The 26,524-nt window shown below is 60.2% G+C and carries 21 protein-coding genes, 3 tRNA genes and 1 pseudogene; 4 read left to right on the forward strand and 21 right to left on the reverse strand.

The annotated features are described in order from the left end of the window. The first annotated feature begins 40 nt into the window (after positions 1-40). On the forward strand, positions 41-1,447 hold the full coding sequence (locus E5E96_RS12280; protein ID WP_171282254.1) for a sigma-54 dependent transcriptional regulator: 1,407 nt from the start codon (positions 41-43) through the stop codon (positions 1,445-1,447). 89 nt (positions 1,448-1,536) lie between these two features. Here E5E96_RS12280 and E5E96_RS12285 read toward each other — a convergent pair whose 3' ends face one another. The 6 genes from E5E96_RS12285 to E5E96_RS12310 form a co-directional block, all read right to left on the reverse strand. Continuing rightward, entirely contained in the window at positions 1,537-2,406 is an 870-nt protein-coding gene (locus E5E96_RS12285) for a tetratricopeptide repeat protein (RefSeq protein ID WP_171282255.1), read from the reverse strand. A 113-nt stretch (positions 2,407-2,519) separates the two neighbouring features. Further along, the gene (locus tag E5E96_RS12290) at positions 2,520-2,855 is read right to left on the reverse strand and encodes a hypothetical protein (protein WP_171282256.1); all 336 of its coding nucleotides are present in this window, start codon (positions 2,853-2,855) and stop codon (positions 2,520-2,522) included. A 126-nt stretch (positions 2,856-2,981) separates the two neighbouring features. After that, positions 2,982-3,323, reverse strand: a complete 342-nt coding sequence (locus E5E96_RS12295) for a DUF2956 domain-containing protein (RefSeq protein WP_016349725.1) — start codon at positions 3,321-3,323, stop codon at positions 2,982-2,984. Between the two features lie 86 nt (positions 3,324-3,409). Then, positions 3,410-5,248, reverse strand: coding sequence for a bifunctional UDP-sugar hydrolase/5'-nucleotidase (locus E5E96_RS12300; protein WP_171282257.1), 1,839 nt, complete (start codon positions 5,246-5,248; stop codon positions 3,410-3,412). A gap of 232 nt (positions 5,249-5,480) precedes the next feature. Continuing rightward, positions 5,481-7,022, reverse strand: a complete 1,542-nt coding sequence (locus E5E96_RS12305) for a cyclic diguanylate phosphodiesterase (RefSeq protein WP_043159583.1) — start codon at positions 7,020-7,022, stop codon at positions 5,481-5,483. Positions 7,023-7,200: 178 nt separating this feature from the next. Beyond that, positions 7,201-8,055: a Tim44 domain-containing protein gene (locus E5E96_RS12310; RefSeq protein WP_011704944.1), complete on the reverse strand. Its 855-nt coding sequence runs from the start codon at positions 8,053-8,055 to the stop codon at positions 7,201-7,203. Positions 8,056-8,487: 432 nt separating this feature from the next. Between E5E96_RS12310 and dnaB the strand changes: the two genes are divergently transcribed. Together dnaB and alr are read left to right on the forward strand one after the other, a co-directional pair. Then, positions 8,488-9,882, forward strand: a complete 1,395-nt coding sequence (dnaB, locus tag E5E96_RS12315) for a replicative DNA helicase (RefSeq protein WP_011704946.1) — start codon at positions 8,488-8,490, stop codon at positions 9,880-9,882. 309 nt (positions 9,883-10,191) lie between these two features. Then, positions 10,192-11,265: an alanine racemase gene (gene alr, locus E5E96_RS12320; protein ID WP_171282258.1), complete on the forward strand. Its 1,074-nt coding sequence runs from the start codon at positions 10,192-10,194 to the stop codon at positions 11,263-11,265. Between the two features lie 83 nt (positions 11,266-11,348). Here the strand turns inward: alr and E5E96_RS12325 are convergent. The 8 genes and pseudogenes from E5E96_RS12325 to E5E96_RS12360 all read right to left on the reverse strand — a co-directional run. Next, positions 11,349-11,432: pseudogene (locus E5E96_RS12325) on the reverse strand (ferredoxin); the annotation flags it as partial. 18 nt (positions 11,433-11,450) lie between these two features. Then, entirely contained in the window at positions 11,451-11,699 is a 249-nt protein-coding gene (locus tag E5E96_RS12330; protein ID WP_005334896.1) for a YfhL family 4Fe-4S dicluster ferredoxin, read from the reverse strand. 1 nt (position 11,700) lies between these two features. Continuing rightward, on the reverse strand, positions 11,701-13,062 hold the full coding sequence (gene yegQ, locus E5E96_RS12335; RefSeq protein ID WP_017408769.1) for a tRNA 5-hydroxyuridine modification protein YegQ: 1,362 nt from the start codon (positions 13,060-13,062) through the stop codon (positions 11,701-11,703). A gap of 233 nt (positions 13,063-13,295) precedes the next feature. Beyond that, a complete protein-coding gene (locus E5E96_RS12340) occupies positions 13,296-14,033 on the reverse strand; it encodes an EAL domain-containing protein (protein WP_171282259.1) in 738 nt (245 codons plus the stop codon). A 747-nt stretch (positions 14,034-14,780) separates the two neighbouring features. Continuing rightward, a complete protein-coding gene (locus E5E96_RS12345) occupies positions 14,781-15,053 on the reverse strand; it encodes a hypothetical protein (protein WP_171282260.1) in 273 nt (90 codons plus the stop codon). 134 nt (positions 15,054-15,187) lie between these two features. Then, positions 15,188-15,272, reverse strand: a tRNA-Tyr gene (locus tag E5E96_RS12350). A 31-nt stretch (positions 15,273-15,303) separates the two neighbouring features. Beyond that, positions 15,304-15,388, reverse strand: a tRNA-Tyr gene (locus E5E96_RS12355). Positions 15,389-15,419: 31 nt separating this feature from the next. After that, positions 15,420-15,504, reverse strand: a tRNA-Tyr gene (locus tag E5E96_RS12360). A 335-nt stretch (positions 15,505-15,839) separates the two neighbouring features. On the opposite strand from E5E96_RS12360, the gene E5E96_RS12365 reads away from it, so the two are divergent. Next, positions 15,840-17,072, forward strand: coding sequence for a cysteine desulfurase-like protein (locus E5E96_RS12365; RefSeq protein ID WP_171282261.1), 1,233 nt, complete (start codon positions 15,840-15,842; stop codon positions 17,070-17,072). A 53-nt stretch (positions 17,073-17,125) separates the two neighbouring features. Here E5E96_RS12365 and E5E96_RS12370 read toward each other — a convergent pair whose 3' ends face one another. From E5E96_RS12370 to E5E96_RS12400, 7 genes are all read right to left on the reverse strand, one after another. Beyond that, a complete protein-coding gene (locus E5E96_RS12370; RefSeq protein WP_039215468.1) occupies positions 17,126-18,187 on the reverse strand; it encodes a chemotaxis response regulator protein-glutamate methylesterase in 1,062 nt (353 codons plus the stop codon). 10 nt (positions 18,188-18,197) lie between these two features. Further along, positions 18,198-18,668, reverse strand: a complete 471-nt coding sequence (gene cheD / locus E5E96_RS12375) for a chemoreceptor glutamine deamidase CheD (RefSeq protein ID WP_011704960.1) — start codon at positions 18,666-18,668, stop codon at positions 18,198-18,200. 10 nt (positions 18,669-18,678) lie between these two features. Next, positions 18,679-19,482 carry a protein-glutamate O-methyltransferase CheR gene (locus E5E96_RS12380; RefSeq protein ID WP_118881781.1) on the reverse strand — a complete coding sequence of 268 codons (804 nt, stop codon included), beginning with the start codon at positions 19,480-19,482 and terminating at the stop codon, positions 18,679-18,681. Positions 19,483-19,538: 56 nt separating this feature from the next. Next, positions 19,539-21,707 (reverse strand): methyl-accepting chemotaxis protein, encoded by a 2,169-nt coding sequence (locus tag E5E96_RS12385; RefSeq protein WP_171282262.1) that lies wholly within the window; start codon positions 21,705-21,707, stop codon positions 19,539-19,541. Positions 21,708-21,782: 75 nt separating this feature from the next. After that, positions 21,783-22,355: a chemotaxis protein CheW gene (locus E5E96_RS12390; protein WP_029301654.1), complete on the reverse strand. Its 573-nt coding sequence runs from the start codon at positions 22,353-22,355 to the stop codon at positions 21,783-21,785. 12 nt (positions 22,356-22,367) lie between these two features. Next, complete coding sequence (locus E5E96_RS12395) at positions 22,368-24,290, reverse strand: methyl-accepting chemotaxis protein (RefSeq protein WP_171282263.1); 1,923 nt, start codon at positions 24,288-24,290, stop codon at positions 22,368-22,370. Positions 24,291-24,305: 15 nt separating this feature from the next. Then, positions 24,306-26,519 (reverse strand): chemotaxis protein CheA, encoded by a 2,214-nt coding sequence (locus E5E96_RS12400; RefSeq protein ID WP_171282264.1) that lies wholly within the window; start codon positions 26,517-26,519, stop codon positions 24,306-24,308. Between the last annotated feature and the right edge of the window lie 5 nt (positions 26,520-26,524).

Genomic DNA, 26,524 nt, shown 5'->3' on the forward strand with positions numbered 1-26,524 from the left:
CCCGAAATAGACAACAAAATCAATTGCAAGGATGGCTCCCGTGGCGGAAAGCAAACCTCGAGTCCTGTTGGTGGAAGATACCCGCAGTCTGGCGGTGGTCTATGAACAGTATCTGGCCCAGGATGGCTACGAGGTGCTGCGGGCCGATTGCGGCCAGCAGGCATTGGCGCAGCTGCTGAGCAGCCCGCCGCCGGTGGTGCTGCTGGATCTCGAGCTGCCCGACATGTCCGGCATGGACATCCTGCAGCAGATCACCGAACAGCAGCTGCCCTGCTCGGTGGTGGTGATCACCGCCCACGGCTCGGTGGACGTGGCGGTGGAGGCGATGCGGCTCGGCGCCTTCGACTTTCTGACCAAACCGTTCGACGGCAAGCGGCTGTGCGCCACCGCGCGCAATGCCCTCAAGCACCAGCAGCTCAGCTCGCTGGTGGCCCAGTATCGGGAGAACTTCGAGCGTAGCTCGTTTGCCGGCTTCATCGGTGCCTCCATGCCGATGCAGGCGGTCTATCGCATCATCGAGAGTGCGGCGCCGAGCAAGGCGACCGTGTTCATCACCGGCGAGAGCGGCACCGGCAAGGAGGTGTGCGCCGAGGCTATCCACCAGTGCAGCCCCCGTCGCGAGCAGCCCTTCATCGCCCTCAACTGCGCCGCCATTCCCCACGACCTGATGGAGAGCGAGATCTTCGGCCACGTGAAGGGGTCGTTCACCGGAGCGCAGGGGGATCGCAAGGGGGCGGCCAGCCTGGCGGACGGCGGCACCCTGTTTCTGGACGAGATCTGCGAGATGGATCTGGACCTGCAGAGCAAGCTGCTGCGCTTCATCCAGACCGGCACCCTGCAGCGGGTCGGCAGCGGCAAGCTGGAGACGGTCGACGTGCGCTTCGTCTGCGCCACCAACCGGGATCCCCTGCTGGAGGTGAAGGCGGGGCGTTTTCGCGAGGATCTCTACTACCGGCTGCACGTCATCCCCCTCAGCCTGCCGCCGCTGCGCGAGCGGGGCGAGGACATACTGCTGCTGGCGCGAACCCTGCTGCAGAGCTATGCCAAGGAAGAGAACAAGCGCTTCAAGGATTTCGATGCCGAGGCGGCGCGGGTGCTGCTCGATTACCCCTGGCCCGGCAACGTGCGCGAGCTGCAGAACGTGGTGCGCAACATAGTGGTGCTCAACGATCGCGAGCTGGTGAGCCCCGACATCCTGCCACCTCCGCTCAACGGCAGCCGTGCCAGCCCGCTGGCGGCGATCCCCGCTGCGGCGGCGACCGGCAGTGGTGCCGTGGTGGCGGCCAATGCCCCGATCCGCCCGCTCTGGCTGGTGGAAAAAGAGACCATAGAGCAGGCCATCGCCAGCTGTGACGGCAACATCCCCAAGGCGGCGGCGTTGCTGGAGATCAGCCCTTCCACCATCTATCGCAAGAAACAGGGTTGGGAAGAGGCAAGTCTGGCGTGAGGCCGGTGTCGGCAGGGGGTCACCCTCCCGGGGGATAAATGTGCGGGGCAGCCGATTGGCCGCCCCGCTGCGTTTGTGGCGGTGGCTTGCTAGAGCTTGGCCAAGAGCTTGAGGCGGGCGAGCCTCTCGGCCTCGTTGGCCTTGAGCCAGCGATCCTGCGAGAGCAGGAACCAGGCGCGGGAGAAGTATTCGGCCGCAGCCGGATCATCCAGTACCAGCGCATTCTCCCCCAGCTCCTCGAACAGATAGCCATCCTCCGCCACCCCGGCAGCCGCCATATCACCCTTCAGCTGCATCAGGTCGGCCAGCGCCTGTTCGTGCTGCCCCTGAGCCCGCAGCAGACGGGCCAGACTCCAGCGGGCGATAAAGGCCTTGGCCTGGTTGTTGTGCTGCTCGTGCCAGGCCAGACATTTTTGCTGCAAGCCCCTGGCCTCATCGAAACGACCCAGCTCGAACAGGGTCCAGCCCTGGTTGTTGTAAAGGGTGGCGAGCCAGCCGCGCACCTTTTGATCGGTACTGCGCTCGGCCAGCTCCATCGCCAGTTGATGCCAGCGGCTCTGCTCTTCCAGCGGTGCGGCGATGGCGATCATGTGGGCGGCATCGATGGCGAGATAGAGCTCCTTGTGCTTGAGCCCCAGCTGCCAGGCTTGCTCAAACAGCGTCTTGGCGCTGGCCTTGTCGCCGGCGGAGTTGAAGGTACGGCCGCGCTCCAGCAGGGCGTGCAGGCGGGCTCGCGGAGTGACGTCGGTGAGGCGGGGCTCTATCTCGTCGAGCAACTGGTGCGCCTGTGCAAACTGGCGTTGCAGCGAATGGGTGCGGGCTATCTGGGTGAGCAGTTCCAGCTCGTACTGCAGATCGGCGGCGGCGCGCGCCTCGGGCAACAGGGCATGAAAACGCAGGGAGCTGGCGGCGGGATCCCGATAATCCCACTGCGCCATGAAATCGGGCGGATTGTCCATTTGGCCTCCTTGCTGGCTATCCTCCCCCCAAGATGCCTGCAGGCCATTGTTTGTACAAGGGGCCCCCGTCACAGAGTGCCCCTTGAGTCATGTTCGCATCAGTGGCGAGCCGGTCAGTAGACCATGGCCAGGCTCATCAACATCAGGCCGATGGCGGCGAAGGCTCCCTCCTTGATCGCCAGGCGCGGCACCAGCGCCTTGGGCAGGGCAGGGAACAGGCTGAGGGCGAAGCCGAGCCCCGGCATCAGCCAGTGAAAGGCCGGGTTGCGCAGGCTCGGGTCTGCCGCACCATTGATGATGATGAGCAGGATGAAGAGGGTGAAGGCCGGCAGAATAAACCAGCGGGCGCTGCCGGCCGCAACGGCGCGCAGCGGCGAGATGCGATAGAGCAACAGGGTCACGATGAAGAGCACCAGGGGTGCCAGCAGGTAGAGTGGAGCCGGGTTCATAACGGGTATCCTGAAAAAAGGCGTGAGCAGCAGTGGCGGGATTTAATCAGCCCGGGGCGGGGATGACCAGCCACAAGGGCCCGGGCTGTGAAGCAGATCCCGGGCAAAGGTTTGTCGGCCTGGGCTTCAGCGCAGCCAGAACCAGGCGGCAAAGCCCAGCCAGCTGATGGCCAGCAGCAGCCAGGGCAGCGGATGCTGGCGAGAAACCTCGACCAGTTCGACGATGTCGTCCGGTTCCTCATCCTGCGGCGCTGCGTGGGACTGTTTGGCCTTGGCTTGCAGTTTTTTCTGACGGCTGGCCTCGCGGGCCCGCACCTTCATCTGTTTCTTGTATTCGTCTATGCCTTTCTGGATCCCCTGCGCGATCAGCTGGGTCTGCTCCTTGGTCTGCCCCGGCTTCTGGTTGGCACGGGCAATTTTCATCGCCTCCTGCTGGGTCTCGGGGGAAATCTTGTCGTACTTCGCCATCAAAGGGTCTCCTCGGCATCGATTGGCGGGGAGTATGCCATAAAAACGGCGCCCTCAGGCGCCGTTGCAACAGCTTGTGAGCCGGATCAGGGCTTGTAGTAGGTCACGGTCGCGTAGGGCAGCGGGTTGAGGGTGCCCTGGGACTCGGCGTACTCCATGAACATCTCGTTCTCACCGACGCCGGAGTCGACGTAGTCACCCTTGTTGGGCAGCTCTTCACGCTTGAGCAGGCCGTTGTAGCCATCCTTGCCGGAAGCGATGTAGGTGTTGGCACCGACCCGGTACACCTTCTCGTCATCCAGTGGCTGCCACTGACCGTTGGCGTCCAGCAGTTCCAGCTTGGTGATGCGGGAGCCCTTGACCAGCTTGCCGTCGTAGGTGTAGCTCAGATGGCCGACGTAGGGGAAGGCACCGCTGGAAGCGGCGATCCCGGTCTCCAGGCCGATGGAGTAGTCAACGGCGTACTCTAGGGTGGCCCGAACGTCCTTGCCCTTGAGGTTGAAGGCGGCGATCTTGTTGCCAAACGGCAGCAAGGTACCCATCACGTAACCGACCGAGAGCGGGCCGGCGTTCACGTCGGCACGCACGCCACCGGCGTTCTGGATGGTGAAGTCGACCTTGGTGTTGAGCTTGTTGAGCTTCCAGTAGAGCGACTCGGCCACCAGGGGATCGATGAGGCCGGCGCCGTCCGGGGTGGTCGGCACGCGCACGTGGGTCAGCTTGGTCGGCACGTCGGCGATGATCTTGGCTTCGAGCTCGGCCACGGCCGGCTTGTACTCGGTGTCGATTACATCGCGCATGGCGGTGTTTTCCGGCACGATCTCGATGACCGGGGACTTGTTGATGAAGTCGACCACGTTGGTCTGCTCGGTGCCGCTGAGCGGCACTTTCTTCTTGGCCACTTCCTTGGTGAAGTCGTCGCCGGTCATCAGGGTGTTGCGGCCCTCACACTTGGTGAGCTGGCCTTCCTTGCTGAGGGAGACGTTGACCAGGCCGTAGCCCTTGGCCCATTCACCGGCCTGCACGATACAGGTCTTGCCACCGTCCGGGTTGCTGACGATCTGGGCATAGGTGTTGTCGTCGGCCGGGTTCTGGTTGTGGGCGGTGTAGCCGATGCTGTTGAGCTCGGTGATGTCGCCGAGGAAGGTCTGGGAGTGACCACCGACGATCAGGTCGATGCCGTTGACGGCCTTGGCGACCGCCTGGTCATTTTGCAGGCCGATATGGGTGACCATGATGATCTTGTTGGCACCCTTGGATTTGAGGGTATCGACCATTTTCTGGGCGGTCTCAATCATCGGCAGGAATTTGGTGTCGGTATCCGGTGAGGAGATGTCATGCATATTTTCCAGCACCAGCCCGAAAATACCCACGCTCTCGCCATTGACTTCCTTAATGACATATTCGTGAATATTTTCACTGTCCTTCAGGGTAGCGCTACTGGATTTCACCATATTGGAAGCCAATACCGGGAAATTCACCCGTGAGACAAAGTCTTTAATAGCCTGGTTGCCCAGATCGAATTCGTGGTTGCCGAGCACCATGGCATCGATACCCATGTCGGAGAGCAGCCGGGACTCCTCTTCACCCTTGAATTGGGTGAAATAGAGGGTGCCCTGGAAGGCGTCACCACCGTTGAGCACCATGAAGTTGCGGCCCTCGTTGGCAGCCTGGCTGCGCAGCTCGTCCAGCTTGAACTTCAGGCGCGGATAGCCGCCCAGCTTGGCGTTGAACTTGAACAGCTCCTGGCCGGTGGGCTGGATCGCCAGCGCATTTTCGGTCGGGTCGAGGTGGGCGTGGGTATCATTGATGTGGGCAATGGTCAGATCCAGCGGAATATGTTCCTTGCTGCTGTTTTCTGAATTGCAGGCGGTCAGCCCGAACAGGGTAATAGAGACGGTGACGGCCAGTAGCGTCTTCTTCATCGGTAATATTCCTCTTGTTGTTATAGTCCTGTATATCGTTCCTGCATGACAGGAGTGTGGCGATTCTAGGCAAAAAGTAATAATTGGAAATAAACAGAGCTGATTCCTTTGAGCTACTGCACATTAATAAAGCAAATAAACGTTTGCTCTATTTGGCAGAGCAGGAGAAGGCGCGGCGGGGATTTTCCGCCAGCATGGGTGTCAATGCAACCCCATTGGTGTCAGCGGTGGTTCAAGGCGCAGGCGTGGGGCTCAGCTGCTGCAGAAATTGCTGCGGGGTGAGCGGGCGGCCATACAGGTAGCCCTGCAGGTAATCGACCTGCCGCTCGACCAGAAAGTCGGCCTGCTCCTGGGTCTCGACCCCTTCGGCGATGGTTTGCAGCCCAAGCCGGGTCGCCAGGCTGATGGTGCTGTCAAGAATATGACGGGAGAGGGCGTTGGTGCCGATCATGGCGACGAAGCTCTGATCGATCTTCAGATAGTCCACGTGAAACTGCTGCAGATAGGTGAGGCTGGAATGGCCGGTGCCAAAGTCGTCCAGCCCGATCCTGACCCCCATCTGCCGCAGCTCCTCAAACAGCCGCTCGGTGAGGTGGTTGGGAGTGATGAGCTCGCGCTCGGTCAGCTCCAGCACCAGGGTGATCGGGTTGGCGGTGAAGGCGGCGAGAAAGCTGCGGCAGTCATCCAGCAGGCTCAGCTGCTGGCAGTGGCGGGCACAGATGTTGAAGCTGAAGTGGAAGCGGGGCGGCAGCGCCGCCGCATGGGGGGCAAACTGCAGCCGCACCTGCTGCATCAGGGTCTGGGTCATCAGGATGATGAGGCCGCTCTCCTCCGCCAGCGGAATGAAGAGATCCGGCCGGATCAGCCCCTGGCGGTGGTGCTGCCAGCGCATCAACACCTCGCAGCCATGCAGCTGGCCGTTCTGGCTGACGACGATGGGCTGCAGATAGGGCACGAACTCCTGCTTGATGATGGCACGCCTGAGCTCCTGGGTCGGGGTCGAGATATGACTCCACCAGCGGTAGGTGGCGAGGCCGGCCAGCCCCCCGAGGGCCAGGATCAGCAGCACCATGCTGCCCTGTTTTTGCAGGGTCATGGCCAGCACGGCACTCAGCGGGAACCCCTGGTTGAGGCTGTAGCCGAACGTGGCCGAGTCGAGCCGGTAGTTGAAGCCCCGCAGCCTGGGCGGTTGACCATCGTGCACCTTGCCCTGCAGGTCGAGCCACTGCTTGCCTATCTGCACCCAGCTGTGGGGCCCGGCGAGGTGCCACTGCAACGGTTTGCTCAGATGATAGGGGTTGATGGCGACCACCACTGCATGATCCCCTTCGCTCAGGTGGTAGAACAGCAGCGACGGTTTACGTCCGAGCTGGGTGACCGCCTCCAGTCTGAGCAGCTCGTGCTGGCTGTTCTGCAGCCGGTCTTTGAGATCGATCTCGTCGAAGATGGAGGAGCAGTAGAGGCGACCGTTGCGGGAGAGGTTGACCGAGCGCACATAGGGGGAGGTGGCGACCAGCACCCGCAGCTCGCGGGCCACCTCGCGGCAGGGACGGCTGGCCAGTGGCAGTGCCGCCTTGGCCGCCAGGGTCGAGTGGTGCAGCGCGCTGTCGATCTGGGTCATGGCGCGTTCGGCGGCGGTCTGGGCCTGCTGGCGCGTCATCGACCAGGTCTGCCAGTAGAGGGTGACGAGGGAGATGAGGATCAGGGTGGCGCAGCACAGCAGGCTGGCCAGGAGACGAGGCATGTTGCTGCGACGCAGAAAAGGAAGAGCCATGGGCCACGCCTCGATGAAGAGTCAATTGAACAAAAAAAGGTCGGTCATACTACACAATCACACCTCAATCTCATAGCCGGTACAAGGGGCGGCATGGGCGGGTGCAGGGGGCTGGAAATACCAAAAAGCAAAGACGGCCCTCAGGCCGCCTTTGCTTGTCATCGCAGGAAAAGCGCGTTTACAGCTGCTCGATGCCGACGATATGCCAGGGGGCATTGTCCTTGGCGAGGTTGCGCTCGAGGTGCCACACCTCCTTGATGTCCTCCTCGACCTGCTCCTGGCGATCCATGTAGCGGCCGCTGAAGCGCACGCTGACCTGGGCCCAGTCGCTGCCGTAGTCGGCGCGCACCAGCTGGGTGTCCACATACATCACTTCGGTATGCTGCTCACCGGTAAGCTCGGCACGCTCGGCCTTGAGCTGTTCAAACAGCTCAGGACTCACGTACTCGCGTACCTTTTCCAGATCGTTTTTGTTCCAGGCTTCCTGCAGGGTGCGGTAGTGATCGCGAGCCCCGGCCAGGAAACCGTTCATGTCAAAACCTGGCGGCAGGCGGAACGGCACGTCGCTGTCTGCAAAACCGGTGGCCTGCGGGGCGCTGTGGTTCTGCTCGAACTGCTGGGGCGCCGCGCTCTGGGGCGGCTGATAGCCGGCATAGGCCGTCTGCTGCTGTGGCGCCGCCATCTTGCCCTTGCGCAGGGTGCGGATCAGGAACACGGCCCCCAGTGCCAGCAGGGCGATCAGCAGGAAGTCCATCCCTTGCAGACCTTCGAAGGCGCCGCTGCCCAGCAGGTAGGCGAACAGACCACCGGCCAGCAGGCCGCCGAGCAGGCCGCCCATCATGCCGCCCTTCTTGGGTGCCTGGGCGCCCACGGTGGGGTTCTTGGTGTCGACGGGTTTGGCGGCCGGTTGGGCCGGAGCCGTTTTATAGCTCTTGCCAAAGGATTTGCCGCCGCCAAATTTCTTGGCCTCGGCAATGGGTGCCCCCAGGCCAATGGCCAGGATCACGGCAAACAGGGTCAGCATCTTTTTCATTTTGACTCTTTTCACTCTCATCAGTGGGTGGGGCATGCTCTGCTTTGGCAAGCTCAGCGAGGCGCATGGCAGGCTGCCTGTCCCTCGTTGTATTGCAGCTTGCGACTATGATTAACATGATTGGCATGAATTATTCATGAACAGATTGCCCCGATCGGGGGCGTTGCGAGGAGACAGGCCATGAAAAGTCGACGACCGAGCCGCAAGGAGCGCAAGCTGCGCAACAAGGCGCGAGCCAAACCGCAGGATCAGACCCTAGTCTGGCCCTTCATGATTGTATGAATGCGAGACAGATTTCATCGACAGGCGGCGTCAATAAGCATCAGGAGAGCGGTTGTGGCTGACAGAAGTGAATAGCGTGCATTTGCACTCGCGATGACGGGGTTTCTTTTGTAAAATTCCCGTCCCCTTCCCGCTGCGGTTTTTATGTGTATGGCAGAGCAAGTGACGGCGAAAAAAGACGCCAAGACACAACAGCTGAAAGTACCTCCCCACTCTTTTGAGGCCGAACAGTCCGTACTGGGCGGCCTGATGCTGGACAACGAGGCCTGGGATCGGGTCGCCGAACGGGTGATCGACAAGGATTTCTACAGCCGCCCGCACCGCCTCATCTTCCAGGCCATGACCCGCCTCTCCAATGCGGGCAACCCCATTGACCTCATCACTTTGCAGGAGGAGCTGGAGCGCTCCGAACAGCTGGAAGAGGCCGGTGGCTTCGCCTATCTGGTGGAGATCGCCAAGAACACCCCGAGTGCCGCCAACATCAGTGCCTACGCCGAGATCGTGCGTGAGCGGGCGGTCGTGCGGGAGATGATCTCGGTCGCCAACGAGATAGTCGAAGCAGGCTATGAGCCGCAGGGGCGCACCTCCGGCGATCTGCTGGATCTCGCCGAGAGCAAGGTATTCAAGATTGCCGAGCAGCGCAGCAGCGCCAACGAGGGGCCCCAGCCGCTCAAGCTTATTCTCGAGCAGACCGTCGACAAGATTGAAGAGCTGTTCAAGACGCCCCACAACGGCGTGACCGGGGTATCGAGCGGTTACGGTGATCTCGACAAGATGACCGCCGGCCTGCAGCGCTCGGATCTGGTGATCGTCGCGGCCCGTCCCTCCATGGGCAAGACGACGTTTGCCATGAACCTGTGCGAGCATGCGGCGCTCACCGCTGACAAGCCGGTACTGATCTTCTCCCTCGAGATGCCCTCCGAGCAGATCATCATGCGTATGCTCGCCTCGGTGGGGCGCATCGACCAGACCAAGGTGCGGACCGGTCAGCTCGACGACGAGGACTGGGCGCGGCTCTCCTCCACCATGGGATTGCTGCTCGAGAAGGGCAAGATGTACATCGATGACGCCTCCGGCCTCACCCCGACCGACGTGCGTTCTCGCGCCCGTCGTATTGCCCGTGAGCACGGCGGCCTCTCGATGATCATGATCGACTACCTGCAGCTGATGCGGGTGCCGGCGCTGTCTGACAACCGGACCCTGGAGATCGGCGAGATCTCCCGCTCCCTCAAGGCGCTGGCGAAAGAGTTGCAGTGCCCGGTGGTGGCGCTCTCCCAGCTCAACCGAAGCCTGGAACAGCGGGCTGACAAGCGCCCGGTCAACTCGGATCTGCGGGAATCGGGCTCCATCGAGCAGGATGCGGACTTGATCATGTTCATCTACCGCGACGAGGTCTATCACGACGACAGCCCCGACAAGGGGATCGCCGAGATCATCATCGGCAAGCAGCGTAACGGCCCCATCGGGCGGGTGCGCCTCACCTTCCAGGGCCAGTTCTCGCGCTTTGACAACTACGCGGGTCCGGCGTTTGATGATGACTACTGATCATCGTCAGCGCGATCCTGAAGAGAAAGAAAGTGGTGAGAGTCATCGCTGCAAAGCCGCGTAACGGTGCCAATATGCGGCCGGGTGCGCCTCACTTTCCAGGGTCAGTTCTCGCGCTTTGACAACTACGCGGGCCCGGCGTTTGATGATGACTACTAAGTAAGCCGGGAGCCTGCTCCCGGTATCCAGAAACAGTTTTCCCGGTTCGACAATTCTGCCGGTCCGGCCTTAGACGATGACAATTAAGGGCTGACACCCTCCGGTGCCTGGCGCGTTCGCGCGTTATCATGCCCTCGTAAGGGAAAACAGATGAAAGCGGCTATAGCCCAAATCAATACCGCGGCCCTGCGCCACAACCTCGCCGTGGTGAAACGCCACGCCCCCCAATGCAAGATCATTGCCGTGGTCAAGGCCAACGCCTATGGCCATGGGCTGCTGCCGGTCGCCCGCACCCTGGTGGATGCGGATGCCTATGCGGTGGCCCGCATCGAAGAGGCGCTGATGCTGCGCTCCTGCGCCGTGGTCAAGCCCATCGTGCTGCTGGAAGGCTTCTTCAGCGCGGCCGACCTGCCGGTGCTGGCGGCCAACAACCTGCAGACCGCGGTGCACACCTGGGAGCAGCTCGAAGCGCTGGAGCAGGCGGAGCTGCCTGCCCCTGTGGTGGCCTGGCTCAAGCTCGACACCGGCATGCACCGCCTCGGCGTGCGGGCCGACGAGATGCCCGCCTTTATCGAGCGCCTCGCCAAGTGCAAGAACGTGGTTCAACCGTTCAACATCATGACCCACTTCAGCCGCTCCGATGAGCTGGAGCAGCCCACCACCCGCGAGCAGATCGACTTGTTCAGCCAGCTGACCGCGCCGCTGTTGGGCGAGCGGGCCATGGCCAACTCCGCGGGCATCCTGGCCTGGCCGGATTCCCACTGCGACTGGATCCGCCCCGGCGTGATCCTCTATGGCGTCTCCCCCTTCCCCAACACGGTGGCGGCCGATTACGACCTGCAGCCGGTGATGACCCTCAAGACACAACTGATTGCAGTGCGGGATCACAAGGCGGGCGAGCCGGTGGGCTATGGCGCCAACTGGGTGTCGGATCGCGATACCCGGCTCGGTGTCATCGCCATCGGCTATGGCGACGGCTATCCACGCATGGCCCCCAACGGCACGCCGGTGCTGGTCAACGGCCGTATCGTGCCGCTGGTGGGTAGGGTCTCCATGGACATGACCACGGTGGATCTCGGCCCAGGCGCCACCGACAAGGCCGGCGACGAGGCGGTGCTGTGGGGTGAAGGGCTGCCGGTGGAGCGGGTGGCCGACCAGATCGGCACCATCCCCTACGAGCTCATCACCAAGCTTACCTCCCGGGTCTTTATGGAATACGTCTAGATGCCGTGAGCGCCAAACGTCAAAAAGCCCCGCATGCGGGGCTTTTTTTATGTGTCGTCAGCGACCTGCGGGTTACCGATGTTTTACTGCCGATGCATCCGCACAAACTTTTCCATCAGCTGATCTTCGGTCTCCACGTGAGCGGGATCCCAGATGATGCAGTCCATGTAGAGCAGATGCTGATGTTACTGCCTGTGCATCCGCACGAACTTTTCCATCAGCTGATCTTCGGTTTCCACGTGAGCGGGATCCCAGATGATGCAGTCGATGGGGCAGACGCTGATGCAGGTCGGCTTCTCGTAGTGACCGACGCACTCGGTGCAGCGACTGGGGTCGATCTCGTAGATCTCCTCGCCCAGGCTAATGGCCTGGTTCGGACACTCGGGATCGCACATGTCACAGTTGATGCACTTGTCGGTGATGAGCAGTGCCATCTCAGGCGGCCGAGTGCGGCTGACGGGTATCCTGGCGCTCACCGAGGTTGCGCAGCAGGATGCCGTAGTCAACGTCCACTTCCTTCGGCACCGGTACATAGACCACGTGGCCGTTGCCCGGCGCGGTGTCGATGAGCTCGCCCTTGCGGTTCTGCATCTGCTCCAGATTGAAGCTGAGGTTGCCCTGCGGGGTCATCAGTTCCAGGCTGTTGCCCACCAGGAACTTGTTCTTCACCTCGACTTCCACCATGTCACCGTTGCGACCGGTGATCTCGCCAACGAACTGTTGGGTGTCGGAGACCGAGTAGCCGTAGTCGTAGTTCTGGTATTCGCTGTGGTTGTGACGGCGCAGGAAGCCCTCGGTATAGCCGCGGTGGGCCAGATTCTCGAGGGTGCCCATCAGGCTGCGGTCAAACGGGCGGCCGGCGACCGCATCGTCGATGGCCTTGCGATAGACCTGGGCGGTGCGGGCGCAGTAGTAGAAGGACTTGGTGCGGCCTTCGATTTTCAGCGAGTGCACGCCCATCTTGGTCAGTCGTTCGACGTGCTCGACCGCGCGCAGATCCTTGGAGTTCATGATGTAGGTGCCGTGTTCGTCTTCGAACGCGCTCATGTACTCGCCCGGGCGGTTGGACTCTTCCAGCAGCACCAGCGCATCGGTCGGTTTGCCAAGACCCAGGGTGTTGTCCGGGCGGATGGCGATGGGCTCCTGACGGTGGACGATCTGGCCCACGTCATCTTCCTTGCCTTCGTGCACCTTGTACTCCCAGCGGCAGGAATTGGTGCAGGTGCCCTGATTGGGGTCACGCTTGTTGATGTAGCCGGAGAGCAGGCAGCGGCCGGAGTAGGCCATGCACAGCGCCCCGTGAACGAACACTTCCAGCTCCATCTCCGGCACCTGCATGCGGATCTCCTCGATCTCGTCCAGCGACAGTTCGCGGGAGAGGATGACCCGGGTCAGGCCCATCTGATGCCAGAACTTCACCGTGGCCCAGTTGACCGCGTTGGCCTGTACCGACAGGTGAATAGGCATGTCCGGGAAGGCTTCACGCATCATCATGATGAGACCGGGGTCGGACATGATCAGCGCATCCGGCTTCATCTCCACCACCGGGCGCATGTCGCGGATGAAGGTCTTGAGCTTGGAGTTGTGGGGCTGGATGTTGGCCACCACGTAGAACTGTTTGCCGAGGGCATGGGCCTCGTTGATGCCGAGCTGTAGATTCTCGTGATCGAATTCGTTGTTGCGCACCCGCAGGCTGTAACGGGGCTGGCCGGCATAGACGGCATCGGCGCCATAGGCGTAGGCGTAACGCATGTTCTTGAGGGAACCTGCGGGGGAGAGCAATTCTGGTTTAAACATGGCGGACTCTTCGTATCTGATTGCAAATCAGGACGGCGCCACCTGATGGCGCCGTATGGGTTGAGCTACGCCGGGAGTGGATACTCGCTCGGCGCGACCCGATAACGGTATATCCGGGCTGCAGCAGCATGCACCGGATAAACGGGGTGCGAGATTGTACTCGCCCTCACCGCATCATGCAATTTGGCAGGGGAACGTCCCCGGCGCGAGTCGGCGGTCAAAAATGGGGCGGTTCAGGCCCAGCGAGAGAGGGGGGAGGGCATGGCGTAGGCGTAGCCTTGCTGATAGTCGCAACCGAGCCGGTTGGCTATTTCGATGTGTTGCAGGGTCTCGACCCCTTCGCACACCACCTTCATGCCGAGCCGCTGCAGGTACTCCACCAGACCGGTCAGCATGCGCAGGGCATGGGGCGTCTTGCTGGCTTGCAGCAGCAGGGAGCGATCCAGCTTGATGACCTCGTAGGGCAGCGCCAGCATGCGCTGGAAGTTGCACTCCAGGGTACCGAAGTCATCGCAGGCGACATGGGCACCGTGGCTGCGCAGTACCTCGATCAGCGCCCTGTGCTGCCGCTGCAGCGGGGCCTGTTCCAGCACCTCGAACCAGACCTCGATCCCCAGCTTGCGCGCCTGCATCAGCACCAGCAGCAACAGGTTCTGATAGGTGGGGCTGTTCAGGGTCGGGTTGAGATTGATGGAAAGAAAATAGGGTCCGCCTTTTGCCAGGGTCGGCAGATCCCGCATGATGGCCCTGAGCATGACGATGTCCAGATGCAGGGATTGCTCCTCACTGAGGGAGGCAAAGTCGATGCCCTGATAGCTCTGCTGGGCCTGCTCCCAGCGTCTGGCCAGCACCTCATAACCCTTGACCTGATGATCCCGGCCGATGATCGGCTGATAGAAGGGCACGGCAAGATCGGCCACCGCGATGCTTGCCATGTCACCTATTGGGTACTCTTCTTGAAATGCAAACACGGCACTCACCTGTTGACGGATAGGGTTGCGGATAATACAGCAGAAGAGATCGGAAAAGCCTGTAGGAATCATCTGATAATTAACGTTAATTAATGCCTGCAATATAGGACTATTCCGATTAACGCTGACTCGTTTGCGTCATAGACTGGCCCGGTAAATATACGGTGGGATGATTATTAAAGAGCCGCAACGCCTCGCCGTGTTGATGATTTCACTCATCCCTCTTGTATAGATAGACGCTTGGAATGGTAATGAGGAAAGTATATTTGATCTTTTTTTTTTGCTGTTCAGCGGCAATACTTCTGCATCGGCAGGAATCAGTATCGGAAGTTTATATGATCATATGTTTAGCTAGCAAGGAGCACATTTTAAATTGCTTTCCATCAGCTGGTTAGGCGATTTTTGTAGAGATCGCCATTCATGAAGTGATTTATGATGACGCCAGCTATGGGGGCACTTGAGATTGTTATAGAATGGGTTCAGGTGGCAAGTTCGTTCAGACTAATTGTTTCGGAGAATAGGGCGTAAGCGCTCTGACTATTTATAAATATTAATAATCTGGGATAGATAACAGATCACATCATGTATGATGTTATAAATTTCATTGCTACCTATATGATTTTAAATAGTAAGCTATTATTAATACATGCTCTTATTGGATGGAGTATATAAAGTAAAATTTTAAGTATTTAATCTGTTCTCTTAAATAGTTTTCCCATTTACTTATCTATTGATACATACAACTATTCAGGGAGCAACTGCTTCAAGTGGAAGCAATGACTGTTTGCGTTGCTCCGGCTGTACGGCCTGTGCCAGCCAGGTCCAGTCGAGCAGGGGGGTATCGGCTTTGAAGCGCTGATAGGCAAGGCCCTGGTCGATGGTCAGAAACAGGGTGGTGGGCAGGCCGATGCGGTTGATGTAGCGCACCATCACCTCGCCGCGATAGGAGCTCAGCCGTTGTTGCAGCTGCGGCAGACTCAGACCGGTTGCCTGTCCCTCTTCATCCCAGATCTCGAACATGGTCATGTCTCTTGATGTGATGGCAATACTGTTTCCAAAAGCGGGCCGACAGGCAATTGTCAGATCTGACAGTGTCAAATGGATAGAAGCGTGAAAAGCGAAAACCCGGCACTGGGCCGGGTTTTCTTGAATGATGGTGGAGGGAGAAGGATTCGAACCTTCGAAGGCAGAGCCGTCAGATTTACAGTCTGATCCCTTTGGCCGCTCGGGAACCCCTCCACAGGGGCCTTGCATATTGTGTTCAGGAAGATGGTGGAGGGAGAAGGATTCGAACCTTCGAAGGCAGAGCCGTCAGATTTACAGTCTGATCCCTTTGGCCGCTCGGGAACCCCTCCACGGGGTATTTTCCTGATTGTTGCACTTGAATGGTGGAGGGAGAAGGATTCGAACCTTCGAAGGCAGAGCCGTCAGATTTACAGTCTGATCCCTTTGGCCGCTCGGGAACCCCTCCCCAAGTGCGAGGCGCATACTATCAGATCTTCGCTCTTTGTGAACCCCTGGTGGGCCTATCTGGCGATAAAAAAGTGCCATTCGGTCATTTTTTGATATTTGTCGCTCATTTTTCACGCTTATCAACGACTTCCCTGTCGCTGTCAGACCAGATCCAGGGCTCATCGCGGGTGTGAAGCACCATCAGACAACATGCGCCGAGTAGCGTTTTGTACTGAAAAAATCACCTTCTCTTCTAAGTGTGATGGCTGACCGCTTCCTTGATGGACATTGCTGCTGCCGCATTTTACTCTCGCCATGTTATTCAACTGTTAACATGGATTGTGGACTCTCCCTATGCAGGCTCTCGATATCGCCGTGTTGCGCGGCCAGTTTCCCGCTCTCAATCAGCTGGTTGAGGGCAAAGCCCCCATCTTCTTGGACGGCCCCGGCGGCGCTCAGGTGCCACATGCCGTACTCGCCGCCATGACCGATTACCTCGGTCACTTCAACGCCAATCTGGGGGGCCCCTTTTTCTCGGCCAGGGTGACCGAGCAGCAGGCGCTGCGGGCCAGGCAGGCGGTGGCTGCGTTGCTGGGGGCTGAGCGGGCAGAGGAGATAGTGTTCGGCGCCAACTTCACCACCCTGACCTTTGCGCTCAGCCGAGCGTTGGCGCGGGAGTGGCAGGTCGGCGACGAGATCATCGTCAGCGCGCTCGATCACTACTCCAACGTTTCCAGCTGGCAGCAAGCGGCGGCGGATCGCGGCGTGGTGGTGCATCAGGCAAGAATAGACGTGGCCACCGGCGGGCTGGACTATGAGCATCTGTGCAGCCTGCTGGGGCCCAAGACCCGGTTGGTGGCGGTGACGGCGGCCTCCAATACCACCGGCACTCTGGTCGACATCCCTCGCATCGCCGATGCGGTGCACGGGGCAGGGGCCTTGCTTTATGTGGATGCGGTTCACTTTGCTCCCCACGAGCGTATCGATGTGCAGGCCTGGGATTGCGATTTTCTGGGGTGTTCCGCCTACAAGTTCTTCGGCCCGCATCTCGGCATTCTCTATGGCAAGCATCGCCACCTGACGCATTTCACTCCCTACAAGGTTGAGCCGGCCAAGAACGTGGCGCCCTACAAGTGGGAGACCGGCACCCAGAGCTGGGAAGCGCTGGCCGGGGTGGAGGCCACCGTCGAATACCTGGCCTCCCTGTCCGGGTTGGACGGCACCGAGCATGAGCTGGAAGCTCGCCTCGATCTGGCGTTTGCCCGCAGCCAGGCCCACGAACGGCAACTCAGCGAGCATCTGATGGCCAAGCTGGCCGAGCGGCCCTGGTTCACCCTGCACGGCATTCACGGCAGCCAGGGGCGCACCCCGACCTTCGCCCTGACGTCAAACCGCCATACCCCGGCCGAGATGGCCGAGTTTTTGGGGCAGCATCAGGTATGCAGCTGGGCCGGCCATTTCTATGCCTTGGCACTGGTTGAGCAACTGGGGGTGAGCGATGGGGTGCTGCGCATAGGCTGCATGCACTACAACACCTCGGCTGAGATTGACCGCCTGTTTGCCCTGCTCGACGATATGCCGCATTGAGATAAAACAGCCCGGTCATGCCGGGCTGTGTCGTTTCATCTCTCTGCCGCCTGCTAGCGGCCTACGATGGCGTGATGGATATCCTGCAGCGGCAAGACATGGCGGGCGGCGCCAAGCTTGATGGCCTCCTTGGGCATGCCGAAGACCACGCAGGAGGCCTCATCCTGGGCGAAGGTGTTGGCGCCCGCCTCCAGCATTTCCCGCAAGCCGCGGGCGCCGTCATCCCCCATCCCGGTCATGATGATGCCGGTGGCATTGCCGCCGGCAAACTTGGCCACCGAGCGAAACAACACGTCCACCGAAGGGCGGTGGCGGTTGATGAGGGGGCCGTCCATCACGTCGACGTGATAGTAGGCGCCGCTGCGTTTGAGCAGCATGTGCTTGCCGCCGGGGGCGATCAGCGCCAGCCCGGGGATCACCCTGTCATTGCTCTTGGCCTCCCGCACTTCTATCTGACACAGGCTGTTGAGCCGCTCGGCAAACGAAGCGGTGAACTTCTCCGGCATGTGCTGCACGATGACAATGCCGGGGCAGACGCGGGGCAGGGTGGTCAACACGGCCTCCAGCGCCTGGGTGCCGCCGGTGGAGGTACCGATCGCCACGATTCGCTCGGTGGTCTGGGCCATGGCATGCTGGCTGGCGGCGGGCATGATGGCGTCGGCGTTGAGCTTGGGGGCGACGCTGGGGGTGGGCACTTTGGCCAGTCGTCTGACATTGGCTTGGGCGGCGGCGCGTACCGCCATGGCCAGCTCCTGCGCCGACTCCTGCAGAAAGCTTTTCAGGCCGACGGTGGGCTTGGTGATGATGTCCACGGCGCCAGCGGCCATGGCCTGCAGCGTGGTTTCCGCCCCCTTCTCGGTCAGGGAGGAGCAGATGACCACCGGAGTGGGGTGTTCGGCCATGATCTTGGTGAGGAAGGTGATGCCGTCCATGCGCGGCATCTCCACGTCCAGCACGATCACGTCTGGCCACTCCTTCTTCAGCTTCTCCAGTGCAAACAGCGGATCAGACGCGGTGGCGATGACCTTGATGTCGGGTTCTTGCTCGAGAATGGCTTGCAATACCTGCCTGACCACGGCGGAATCATCCACCAGCATGACCTTGATCTGTTTCATTCCCGTCCCCTTAGCGATGTGGCAAGCGGTGATGACGCACCCAGACATTGCCGTTGGCCAGCTCAAAAATCAGGCTTCTGTGTCCCGCATGGCCAAGATGGTGGGCCTTGATGGTGAGGCCCAGGTGCTGGGTCAGTTGCCAGGCGGCCTTGATGTTTCTGATGGCCACATTCATGGTGTTGAGCGTTTGTTGTTCGATAAACATGTTGCCGCCGCCAAACAGCTTGACCTCGTATTCGTGGATGGGGGCGGGATATTTGCTTATCTCATTGATAAATAGTTGAATTGCTTCATCGGCATAGCGACCGTCCAGACTCATGGTGCTGTGGCCGCGGCTGGGCAGCATGTAGTGGCACATGCCGCCTCGCTTCTGTTCCGGGTGCCACATGGTAATGGCCACACAGGAACCAAGATGGGTGCGGATGATGGTGTCATCCTGCCCAAAATAGAATTCTCCAGGTTGCAGCGAGACCTCTCTCATATTGAAACCCTTATGGTTTCAGATAGATGGAAGGCGATACCAGTTGCAGGCCGTGGGGCAGACCGTTCAGGCTCTCGGCATGGCTGACGATGAGATAGCCCCCTTTGCGCAGGCGCGGTACCAACCGTTGCAGTACCTGCGCCTTGGTCTCCCGGTTGAAATAGATCATCACGTTGCGGATCAGGATGACGTCGAACAGCCCGATGTCGGGCAGCTCCTGATTCAGATTGATGTGATGAAACTGCACCTTCTCGCGCAGCTTGCGATCGATGATGAAGGTGCCCTCCTGAAAACCGACCCCTTTCAGGCAGTACTTCATCAAAAATGGCAGCGGGATGTTGTGGGCCCGCTCGATGGGATATTGCCCGGCTCTGGCCTGCTCCAGCACCCGGGTCGAGATATCCGAGGCGATGACCTCCCAACTGCCATGGTTCAGATTGTCGGCCAGGGTCATGGCCAGGCTGTAGGGCTCTTCACCGGAAGAGCTGGCCGCGCTCCAGATCCGCACCGCCCGTTCTTTTGGCAGTTGTGCCAATACCTTGTTGCCGAGAAATTCAAAGTGCTTGGGTTCGCGGAAAAAATAGGTCTCGTTGGTGGTGAGCAGATCGAGTGCGACCTGCAGTTCTGTCCCTCGGTTATTCATGATCAGGCTGAAATAGTCGCCGTAGCTCTCCAGCTCGTAGTGGCAGAGCCGCTTTGACAGGCGACTGGCAACCAGGGCCTTCTTGGCTGGTGACAAGTCGATACCCGCCGTCTGGTGGATCCAGCGTTGAAACTGCGCAAATTCATCATCATGCAACTGGGTCTGATACACGCACAAACTCCCTGCGGTGAGCGGGATGCGGGTGAGCTTGGCCCACCCGCATCAGGCTAGAAGCGGATAAAGTCGGCGTCATTGTGAGGGCGTGGCGTGGTACCTACACCTTCCTGGCCGTTGCCCTCGTGCATGAAACGCCCCCGTGGGCCACCACGGGCCGGTGCCTTCTGGTTGGCGCCGTGCTTGTGCTGTTCCAGCGTGAAGAACTCCATCGCCAGTTGCAGCTGTTCGGCCTGGCTGCTCATCTCCTCGGCGGTGGCAGCCAGCTCCTCACTGCAGGAGGCATTTTGTTGAGTGACCTGGCTCAGCTGATTCATGGCGATGTTGATCTGGCTGACGCCGGTGGACTGTTCGGCGGAGGCGGCGCTGATCTCCTGCACCAGATCCGAGGTCTTGTTGATGGAGGGCACCATCTGATCGAGCAGACGGCCCGCCTTCTCCGCCATGTCGACACTGCTAGAGGCCAGCTCGCCGATCTCCTGGGCCGCGACCTGGCTGCGCTCCGCCAGTTTGCGCACTTCGGCGGCCACCACGGCGAAGCCTTTGCCGTGATCCCCGGCCCGGGCGGCCTCGATGGCGGCATTGAGGGCCAGCAGATTGGTCTGGTAGGCGATGTCGTCGATGATGCCGATCCGCTTGGCGATCTGCTTCATGGCATCGACCGTGAGCTTGACGGCCTCACCGCCTTCCACGGCCTCCTTGGCTGCCTTGCTGGCCATGCCATCGGTGACTTGGGCATTGTCGGTGTTCTGGTTGATGCTGGCGCTCATCTGCTCGATGGAGGCGCTGGTCTCTTCCATGCTGGAAGCCTGTTCGCTGCTTGACTGGCTGATGGATTGGGCGGTGGCGCTGACCTGTTCGGCCGCGCTGGAGAGATTGTCAGATGCGCCCCGCACTTCGGTGACGATATTGGTCAGCGAGACTATGGTCTGGTTGAGGGAGTCCTTGGTGGTGCCAAACACTCCGGGGTAGTCGGCCTCGACTTGTTGGGTCAAGTCGCCTCTGGCCAGGGATTGCACCACCCGGATCACGTCGTTGAGGCTGGTATCGATCACCTCAGCGATGCGATTGATGCCCTCTCCCAGGGTCTGGAAGAAGCCATTCTTGCCGGTCAGATCCATGCGGCGGTGTAGTTCGCCGTTGATCACTGCCTGCACGATCTCCGACATCTCCCGCTCGATGGCGACTTCCTTGGTGCGATCCGACCACTCGACCACGGAGCCGAGCCGTTCGCCATCGTCGCCAAACACCGGGTTGGCGATGAGCGAGAAGGTGCGCCCGCCGAGCAGGATCTGGGTACGATAGGTGTTGTTCAGCTTGGCCAGCATGCTGCGCTGATGGCCCGGATTCTTGTGGAAGCTGTCGATGTTGGCCCCCATCAGGGTGGCTGAATTGAAGTTGTAGAGTTCTTTGCGAATATCCGCTTCAGCCAGGCTCAGCATCTCTTTGACGGATTCATTCATGTAGATGATGTTGAGATCGGTGTCGGCGATCATCACGTTGGTGCTGGCGCCATCGAGCGCCTTCTTGACGCGCAGGCTCTCTGCAGCGGCGATCTTGGCCGCTGCGCTGGCTGCCTTCATCTCGTTTTCGATGGCGATCTCCTTGGTCCGATCGGCCCACTCGACAACGGAGCCAAGCCGTTCGCCGCCATCGTTGAAGACCGGATTGGCGATCAGCGAGAAGATGCGTCCCCCGACGGTTATCTGGGCGCGATAGGTGCTGTTCAGTTTGGCCAGCATGCTGCGCTGATGGGAAGGGTCTTTGTGGAAGGTATCAATGTTCTTGCCCATCAGCTGTCTGACATCAAAATTGGGCAGATCCTTGCGAATGTCCGATTCGGCCTGGCCCAGCATGGCGAGCACGGCTTCATTCATATAGACGATGTCGAGATTGGTATCAGCGATCATCACATTGGTCGAGGCCCCATCCAGCGCCTTGCGCACTCGCAGGTTTTCGTCATACAGGGTCTGGTTGGCACTGATGGTGGCGAGGGTGTTGCTAAGGCGCTCCCCCAGCAGCGCCAGCACGGTATTGAACTCCTGACAGAGTTCCCGCAGCGGGCCACTGAGCGAACCCAGCTCAAGCTGGGCAGATTGGTCGCCTTGTCTGATCCCCTGCTGGAGCGATCGGGTTGCGCCAATGAGCTGGAGCAGTTGTTCCTGCAGCAAGGCATGAGCGCTGCCGTTGCCGAACAGATTGCCAAAAAATGATTGAGTCATGAGCCTTATCCTTGTGCGACATGTCATTGCTGTGTGGTGTGGTGAGCGACACTCTTGTTGCTTGCTACGCCTGAATTACGGTGTCTGTGGCTTCTGTTCCAGCAACCGTTCCTGCTGCTGGGTCAGTTCGCTGAGCTGTGCCATCTCGTCGATGGAGAGCACCTTCTCGGTATTGATGAGGATGACGAATTTGCCATTTACCTTGCCCATACCGCTGATAAAGTCCGCCCGGATGCGAGCCCCGAAACTCGGTGGCGGCTCTATCTCATTGCAGGGAATGGTCAGCACTTCGGAGACGGAGTCGACCACCACGCCGATGTCCTGATTGCCGTGTTCCGGATCGTCCGGATGCACTCCCTCGATAATGACGATGCAGCTGCGGCGGGTGATGCTGGAAGGGGCATTGCCAAAGCGGGCATTGAGATCCACCACCGAGACCACGGCTCCCCTGAGGTTGATCACGCCGCGGATGAAGCTCGGCATCATGGGGATGGGAGTGATGTTGCCGTATTCGATGATCTCCTTGACCCCGAGAATGTTGATGGCAAACATCTCGCCGTTGATGAGAAAGGTCAGGTACTGGGCATCGCCTTGGTTATCAGGGGCCAGCGTGCCATGCTGGACGGCCACTTCGGTAGACATGCTCATGGGGCTCTCCGGTTAAAAACGGACAAAATCGGCCTCGTCAACCGGAGGTTGCGCTGCCGTATTGCCGTGCAGTGGGTGCGGGGTCGGCATGACAAATTTGCCTCTGGGGGGCAATCCTTTATGTCCGCTCTCGTGAGTCCTTGCCGATTTGCTCAGGTTCTCCAGCGAGAAAAAATCCATGGTTTGCTGCAGCTCGTTGGCCTGAGAGCTCATCTCTTCGGCCGTGGCCGCCAGCTCCTCGCTGCTGGCGGCGTTTTGCTGGGTCACCTGGTTGAGCTGGCTCATGGCGAGGCTTATCTGGTTGGCAGCGCTGGCCTGCTCACCAGAGGCGGCATTGATCTCCTGCACCAGATCGGAGGTCTTGCGAATGGAGGGCACTATCTTGTCGAGCAGGCTGCCCGCCTTCTCGGCAGTATCGACGCTGCTCGATGAGAGCTCACCAATCTCCTGCGCCGCTATCTGGCTGCGTTCGGCCAGCTTGCGGACCTCGGCGGCTACCACCGCGAAGCCTTTGCCGTGTTCACCGGCCCTTGCTGCCTCGATGGCGGCGTTGAGTGCCAGCAGATTGGTCTGGTAGGCAATGTCATCGATGATGCTGACCTTGCGGGCGATCTGCTGCATTGCGGCCACCGTCTGCTGGACCGAGCGGCCACCTTCGGTGGCTTCGAGCACGGCACTGCTGGCCATGTTGTCGGTAACCTTGGCGTTGTCGGTGTTCTGGTTGATGCTGGCGCTCATCTGTTCGATGGAGGCGCTGGTCTCTTCCACGCTGGCAGCCTGTTCGCTGGTGGCCTGGCTCAGGGACTGGGCCGTGGTGCTGACCTGGTTGGAGGCATTGGTCAGGTTGTCGGCGGCGTTGCGCACTTCTTCGATGATGGCGGTCAGCGCCTCTATGGTGCTGTTGAGGCCATCCTTGGTCTGGCCAAAAATACCCGGATAGGGTTGTTCTATCTTCTGGGTCAGGTCACCCCGCGACAGGGCGGTGGCGATGCGCATCACATCGTTGAGGCTGGTGTCGGTGACGTTGGATAGACGGTTGAGCAGTTCGGACAACCGCTTGATGTAGCCCTGGCGTCCATCCAGTTCGATCTTGTAACTGAAGTTTCCCTGCTCGACGGCGGCAGTCACCAGGGTCTCGATGTCGTTGATGAGTGCGGTCAGCTTGTTGACCATGTTCTGCATGGCCAGCAGCAGTTGACCGGCTTCGTCGTGGGCACCGATGTCGATGGTGACGTCGAGGTTGCCTTCGGCCAGGTGGTTGGCTACCTGCAGTGCCTGGTTGATGGGGGAGATGATGCTGCGGATGAGGACGATGCCAAACCAGGCGGCAGCCACCATGCCCGCGGCAACGACCGCCAGCATGGTGAGCAGCATGACGTCGTACCAGGCCTGCGCCTGCTCGTACTCGGATTTGGCGACGTCGAGCTGCAGGCTGACCAGCTCGGTTATCTTGCCACCGATGGGATCGATGGAGCTGTAAAGCTTGCCGTCAAATTCGTTGAGCATGCCGGTGACGACACCGCGCTGGGTCGAGAGAAACGCTTCCAGTCGGGTGATATCCCGATCCGCTGCGCTGAACAGGCTGTTGGCCTCGGCTGACAGCTTCTGCTCGGCTTCGGTCAGCTTGGTGGCCTGGTAATGCTGCCACTCCAGCTTGATCTGCTGCTGGGCATGCTGGATCTGCTGCCGTGCCTCTTCGGCACTGATGAGGCCCGCATTGGCCTTGTTGACGTTGTCGATGATGGCGACGGCATAATTGTCTGAGATGGTCTTGAGCTGCTTGAGCGGCACCACCCGATCGTTGTAGACCCGCTGCAGACCCTTGTTGCTGCTCTGCATGTTGTAGAGCCCCAATGCACCCACTCCCAGCAGCAGTGCGCAGAGCAGGCAGAGTAAAATGGTGAGTCGCAGCTTGATGGTGGAGTTTTTGAACATGACAGGCTCCTGGCGTTAATTGACTCTAGGTTGGGTTTGCAGACGTGGAATGGCGTACTGGCTCAGCTGGTCCAGCTCCTGCTCGATGGCGTGCTGAATGAGAGAGGGGATATCCAGAATGAGGGCAACTTCACCACCTCCCAGAATGGTGGAGCCGCTGATCCCCTGCAGGCGCTGGAACAGCTTGCCAAGCGGCTTGATGACGGTCTGGAATTCACCCAGCAGCTCGTCGACTACCAGGCCGGATTTCTTGCCGCCGTGGCTGACGACCACGATGTTTTCCCGGCGCCCTCTGGTGCCCTCGACATCGAAATAGTGCTGCAACCGGACAAAAGGCAGCACTTCCCCGCGCAGATTGATGTAGTTGCGCCCCTGGGTATCGGCCAGCGCGCTCTGGGTCAGCTCCACGCATTCGATCACCATGTCGAGGGGGATGACGTAGTGGGTCGTGCTGACGCGCACCAGAAAACCATCGATGATGGCCAGAGTGAGCGGCAGCCGGATCTGGACCCGGGTGCCGAGGCCGGGTTTGCTATCGAGTTCGACACTGCCGCGCAGGGCCTGGATGTTGCGTTTGACCACATCCATGCCCACCCCGCGGCCGGAGAGATTGGTGATGGCCTCCGCCGTGGAGAAGCCTGGTTCGAAGATGAGCTGGTAGATCTCCTGATCCGTCAGGGTGGCATTGGTGGTCACCAGGCCGCGTTCTTGCGCCTTTTGCAGGATCCTGGCCTTGTTGAGGCCGGCGCCATCGTCCTGAATTTCGATGACGATGCTGCCGGAGTCGTGATAGGCGTTGAGAGTCAGGGTGCCCCGTGCCGGCTTGCCGGCGGCCACTCTTCTTTCAGCCGATTCGATGCCGTGGTCCATGGCGTTGCGTACCAGGTGCATCAAGGGATCGCCGATCTTCTCCACCACCGATTTGTCCAGTTCGGTATCGCCGCCGGTGATGACCAGGGCGATGTCTTTGTCCAGTTCATGGCTGACATCCCGCACTACCCGCTGGAAGCGGTTGAAGGTATCGCCAATTGGCACCATGCGCAGGCGCAGCGCCCCATCCCGGATCTCTTCGACCAGCATGGCAATGGTGGAGTTGGCCTCCTGCAGCTGGCTGTCCCGTGAACGCTGGGCCAGCAGGTTGGCTCCCGAGCTGGCGACCACCAGTTCGCCCACCAGATTGATCAGATCATCCAGCTTGTCGGCATGGACCCTGACATAGCGCCCCTCCTTGTTTTTGCTCTCCTTGTTCTGGCTCTGCTTCTTGAGCGCGGCATCCACCACCACCTCGCTGACGGCTCCCTGGGCAATCAGGATCTCTCCCAGCTTGCCGGCGTCGGTCTGCGGCTGTTCATGCTGGGCTTGTAGCCCGAGTACCAGCTCGCTGGCTGTCAGGGCGCCGGTCTTGACCAACAGCTGTCCCAGCATCTCGTTGTCTTCCGGCAGGGCATTGATGAGGTCGATGTACTCGGCCAGCTTGCTGTGGGGTGGGATAATGGTGATGCGACAGTCATCGCGCACGAATTCGAACACATCGCTCAGGGCATTCTTGTCGGCCTGGGTGTCCAGATCGAGTTCGTAGCCCAAGTAGCAGCTCTCCGGATCGAAATGTTCCCAGTCGGGCAGAGCATGGTGAATGGTCTCGATGGCACAGAGGGTACCCATGGTGCCGAGGTAACGCAGAAAAGAGGTGGGATCCATGCCGTTGCGCAGCACATCCGGGCCAAAGCGCAAGGAGATGTGCCACAGAGACGTGGCACTGACATGACCCTCCTCCTTGCTGATCGGGCTGGTCTCGGCTGGTGGGTTGTGTTCCGGCAGGCCGGCTTGGCCGGTGGTTTGATGGCGTGCCAGGTTGCGCCGCAGCTGTTCATCCTGAGCCTGCTCATCCGCACCGAGCGATTCCCCTTGTTCGGCCACCAGGCTGACCAGGCGTTCGATGTGATCCCGGCTCTCCAGCAGATCCTTGATGAGTGCTTCACTGATCGTCAGCTGCTGGTTGCGCACCTGATCGAGCAGATCCTCGACGATGTGGGTAAAGCTGACGATGGGTTGCAGGCCAAACAGGCCGGCGGAGCCCTTGATGGTGTGGGCCGCCCGGAAGATGGCGCCGATGAGCTCGCTATTGTCCGGCTCGTTTTCCAGTGTCAGCAGTGCGGACTCCATCTCCTCGAGCAGCTCACGCGCCTCGGCGATGTAGGTTTGCAGGGCCTGATCAAGATTGATGCTCACGAATG

The sequence above is a fragment of the Aeromonas sp. 1805 genome, assembly GCF_013085525.1.
Taxonomy (GTDB): Bacteria; Pseudomonadota; Gammaproteobacteria; order Enterobacterales; family Aeromonadaceae; genus Aeromonas; species Aeromonas hydrophila.

Coding starts and splice junctions, on each gene's coding strand:
- E5E96_RS12345 (WP_171282260.1), bottom strand. CDS start 15,053: ATGTTCGAGATCTGGGATGAAGAGGGACAGGCAACCGGTCTGAGTCTG.
- dnaB (WP_011704946.1), top strand. CDS start 8,488: ATGGCAGAGCAAGTGACGGCGAAAAAAGACGCCAAGACACAACAGCTG.
- alr (WP_171282258.1), top strand. CDS start 10,192: ATGAAAGCGGCTATAGCCCAAATCAATACCGCGGCCCTGCGCCACAAC.
- E5E96_RS12295 (WP_016349725.1), bottom strand. CDS start 3,323: ATGGCGAAGTACGACAAGATTTCCCCCGAGACCCAGCAGGAGGCGATG.
- yegQ (WP_017408769.1), bottom strand. CDS start 13,062: ATGTTTAAACCAGAATTGCTCTCCCCCGCAGGTTCCCTCAAGAACATG.
- E5E96_RS12290 (WP_171282256.1), bottom strand. CDS start 2,855: ATGAACCCGGCTCCACTCTACCTGCTGGCACCCCTGGTGCTCTTCATC.
- E5E96_RS12365 (WP_171282261.1), top strand. CDS start 15,840: ATGCAGGCTCTCGATATCGCCGTGTTGCGCGGCCAGTTTCCCGCTCTC.
- E5E96_RS12385 (WP_171282262.1), bottom strand. CDS start 21,707: ATGACTCAATCATTTTTTGGCAATCTGTTCGGCAACGGCAGCGCTCAT.
- E5E96_RS12395 (WP_171282263.1), bottom strand. CDS start 24,290: ATGTTCAAAAACTCCACCATCAAGCTGCGACTCACCATTTTACTCTGC.
- E5E96_RS12390 (WP_029301654.1), bottom strand. CDS start 22,355: ATGAGCATGTCTACCGAAGTGGCCGTCCAGCATGGCACGCTGGCCCCT.
- cheD (WP_011704960.1), bottom strand. CDS start 18,668: ATGAGAGAGGTCTCGCTGCAACCTGGAGAATTCTATTTTGGGCAGGAT.
- E5E96_RS12305 (WP_043159583.1), bottom strand. CDS start 7,022: ATGGCTCTTCCTTTTCTGCGTCGCAGCAACATGCCTCGTCTCCTGGCC.
- E5E96_RS12370 (WP_039215468.1), bottom strand. CDS start 18,187: ATGAAACAGATCAAGGTCATGCTGGTGGATGATTCCGCCGTGGTCAGG.
- E5E96_RS12285 (WP_171282255.1), bottom strand. CDS start 2,406: ATGGACAATCCGCCCGATTTCATGGCGCAGTGGGATTATCGGGATCCC.
- E5E96_RS12310 (WP_011704944.1), bottom strand. CDS start 8,055: ATGAAAAAGATGCTGACCCTGTTTGCCGTGATCCTGGCCATTGGCCTG.
- E5E96_RS12330 (WP_005334896.1), bottom strand. CDS start 11,699: ATGGCACTGCTCATCACCGACAAGTGCATCAACTGTGACATGTGCGAT.
- E5E96_RS12300 (WP_171282257.1), bottom strand. CDS start 5,248: ATGAAGAAGACGCTACTGGCCGTCACCGTCTCTATTACCCTGTTCGGG.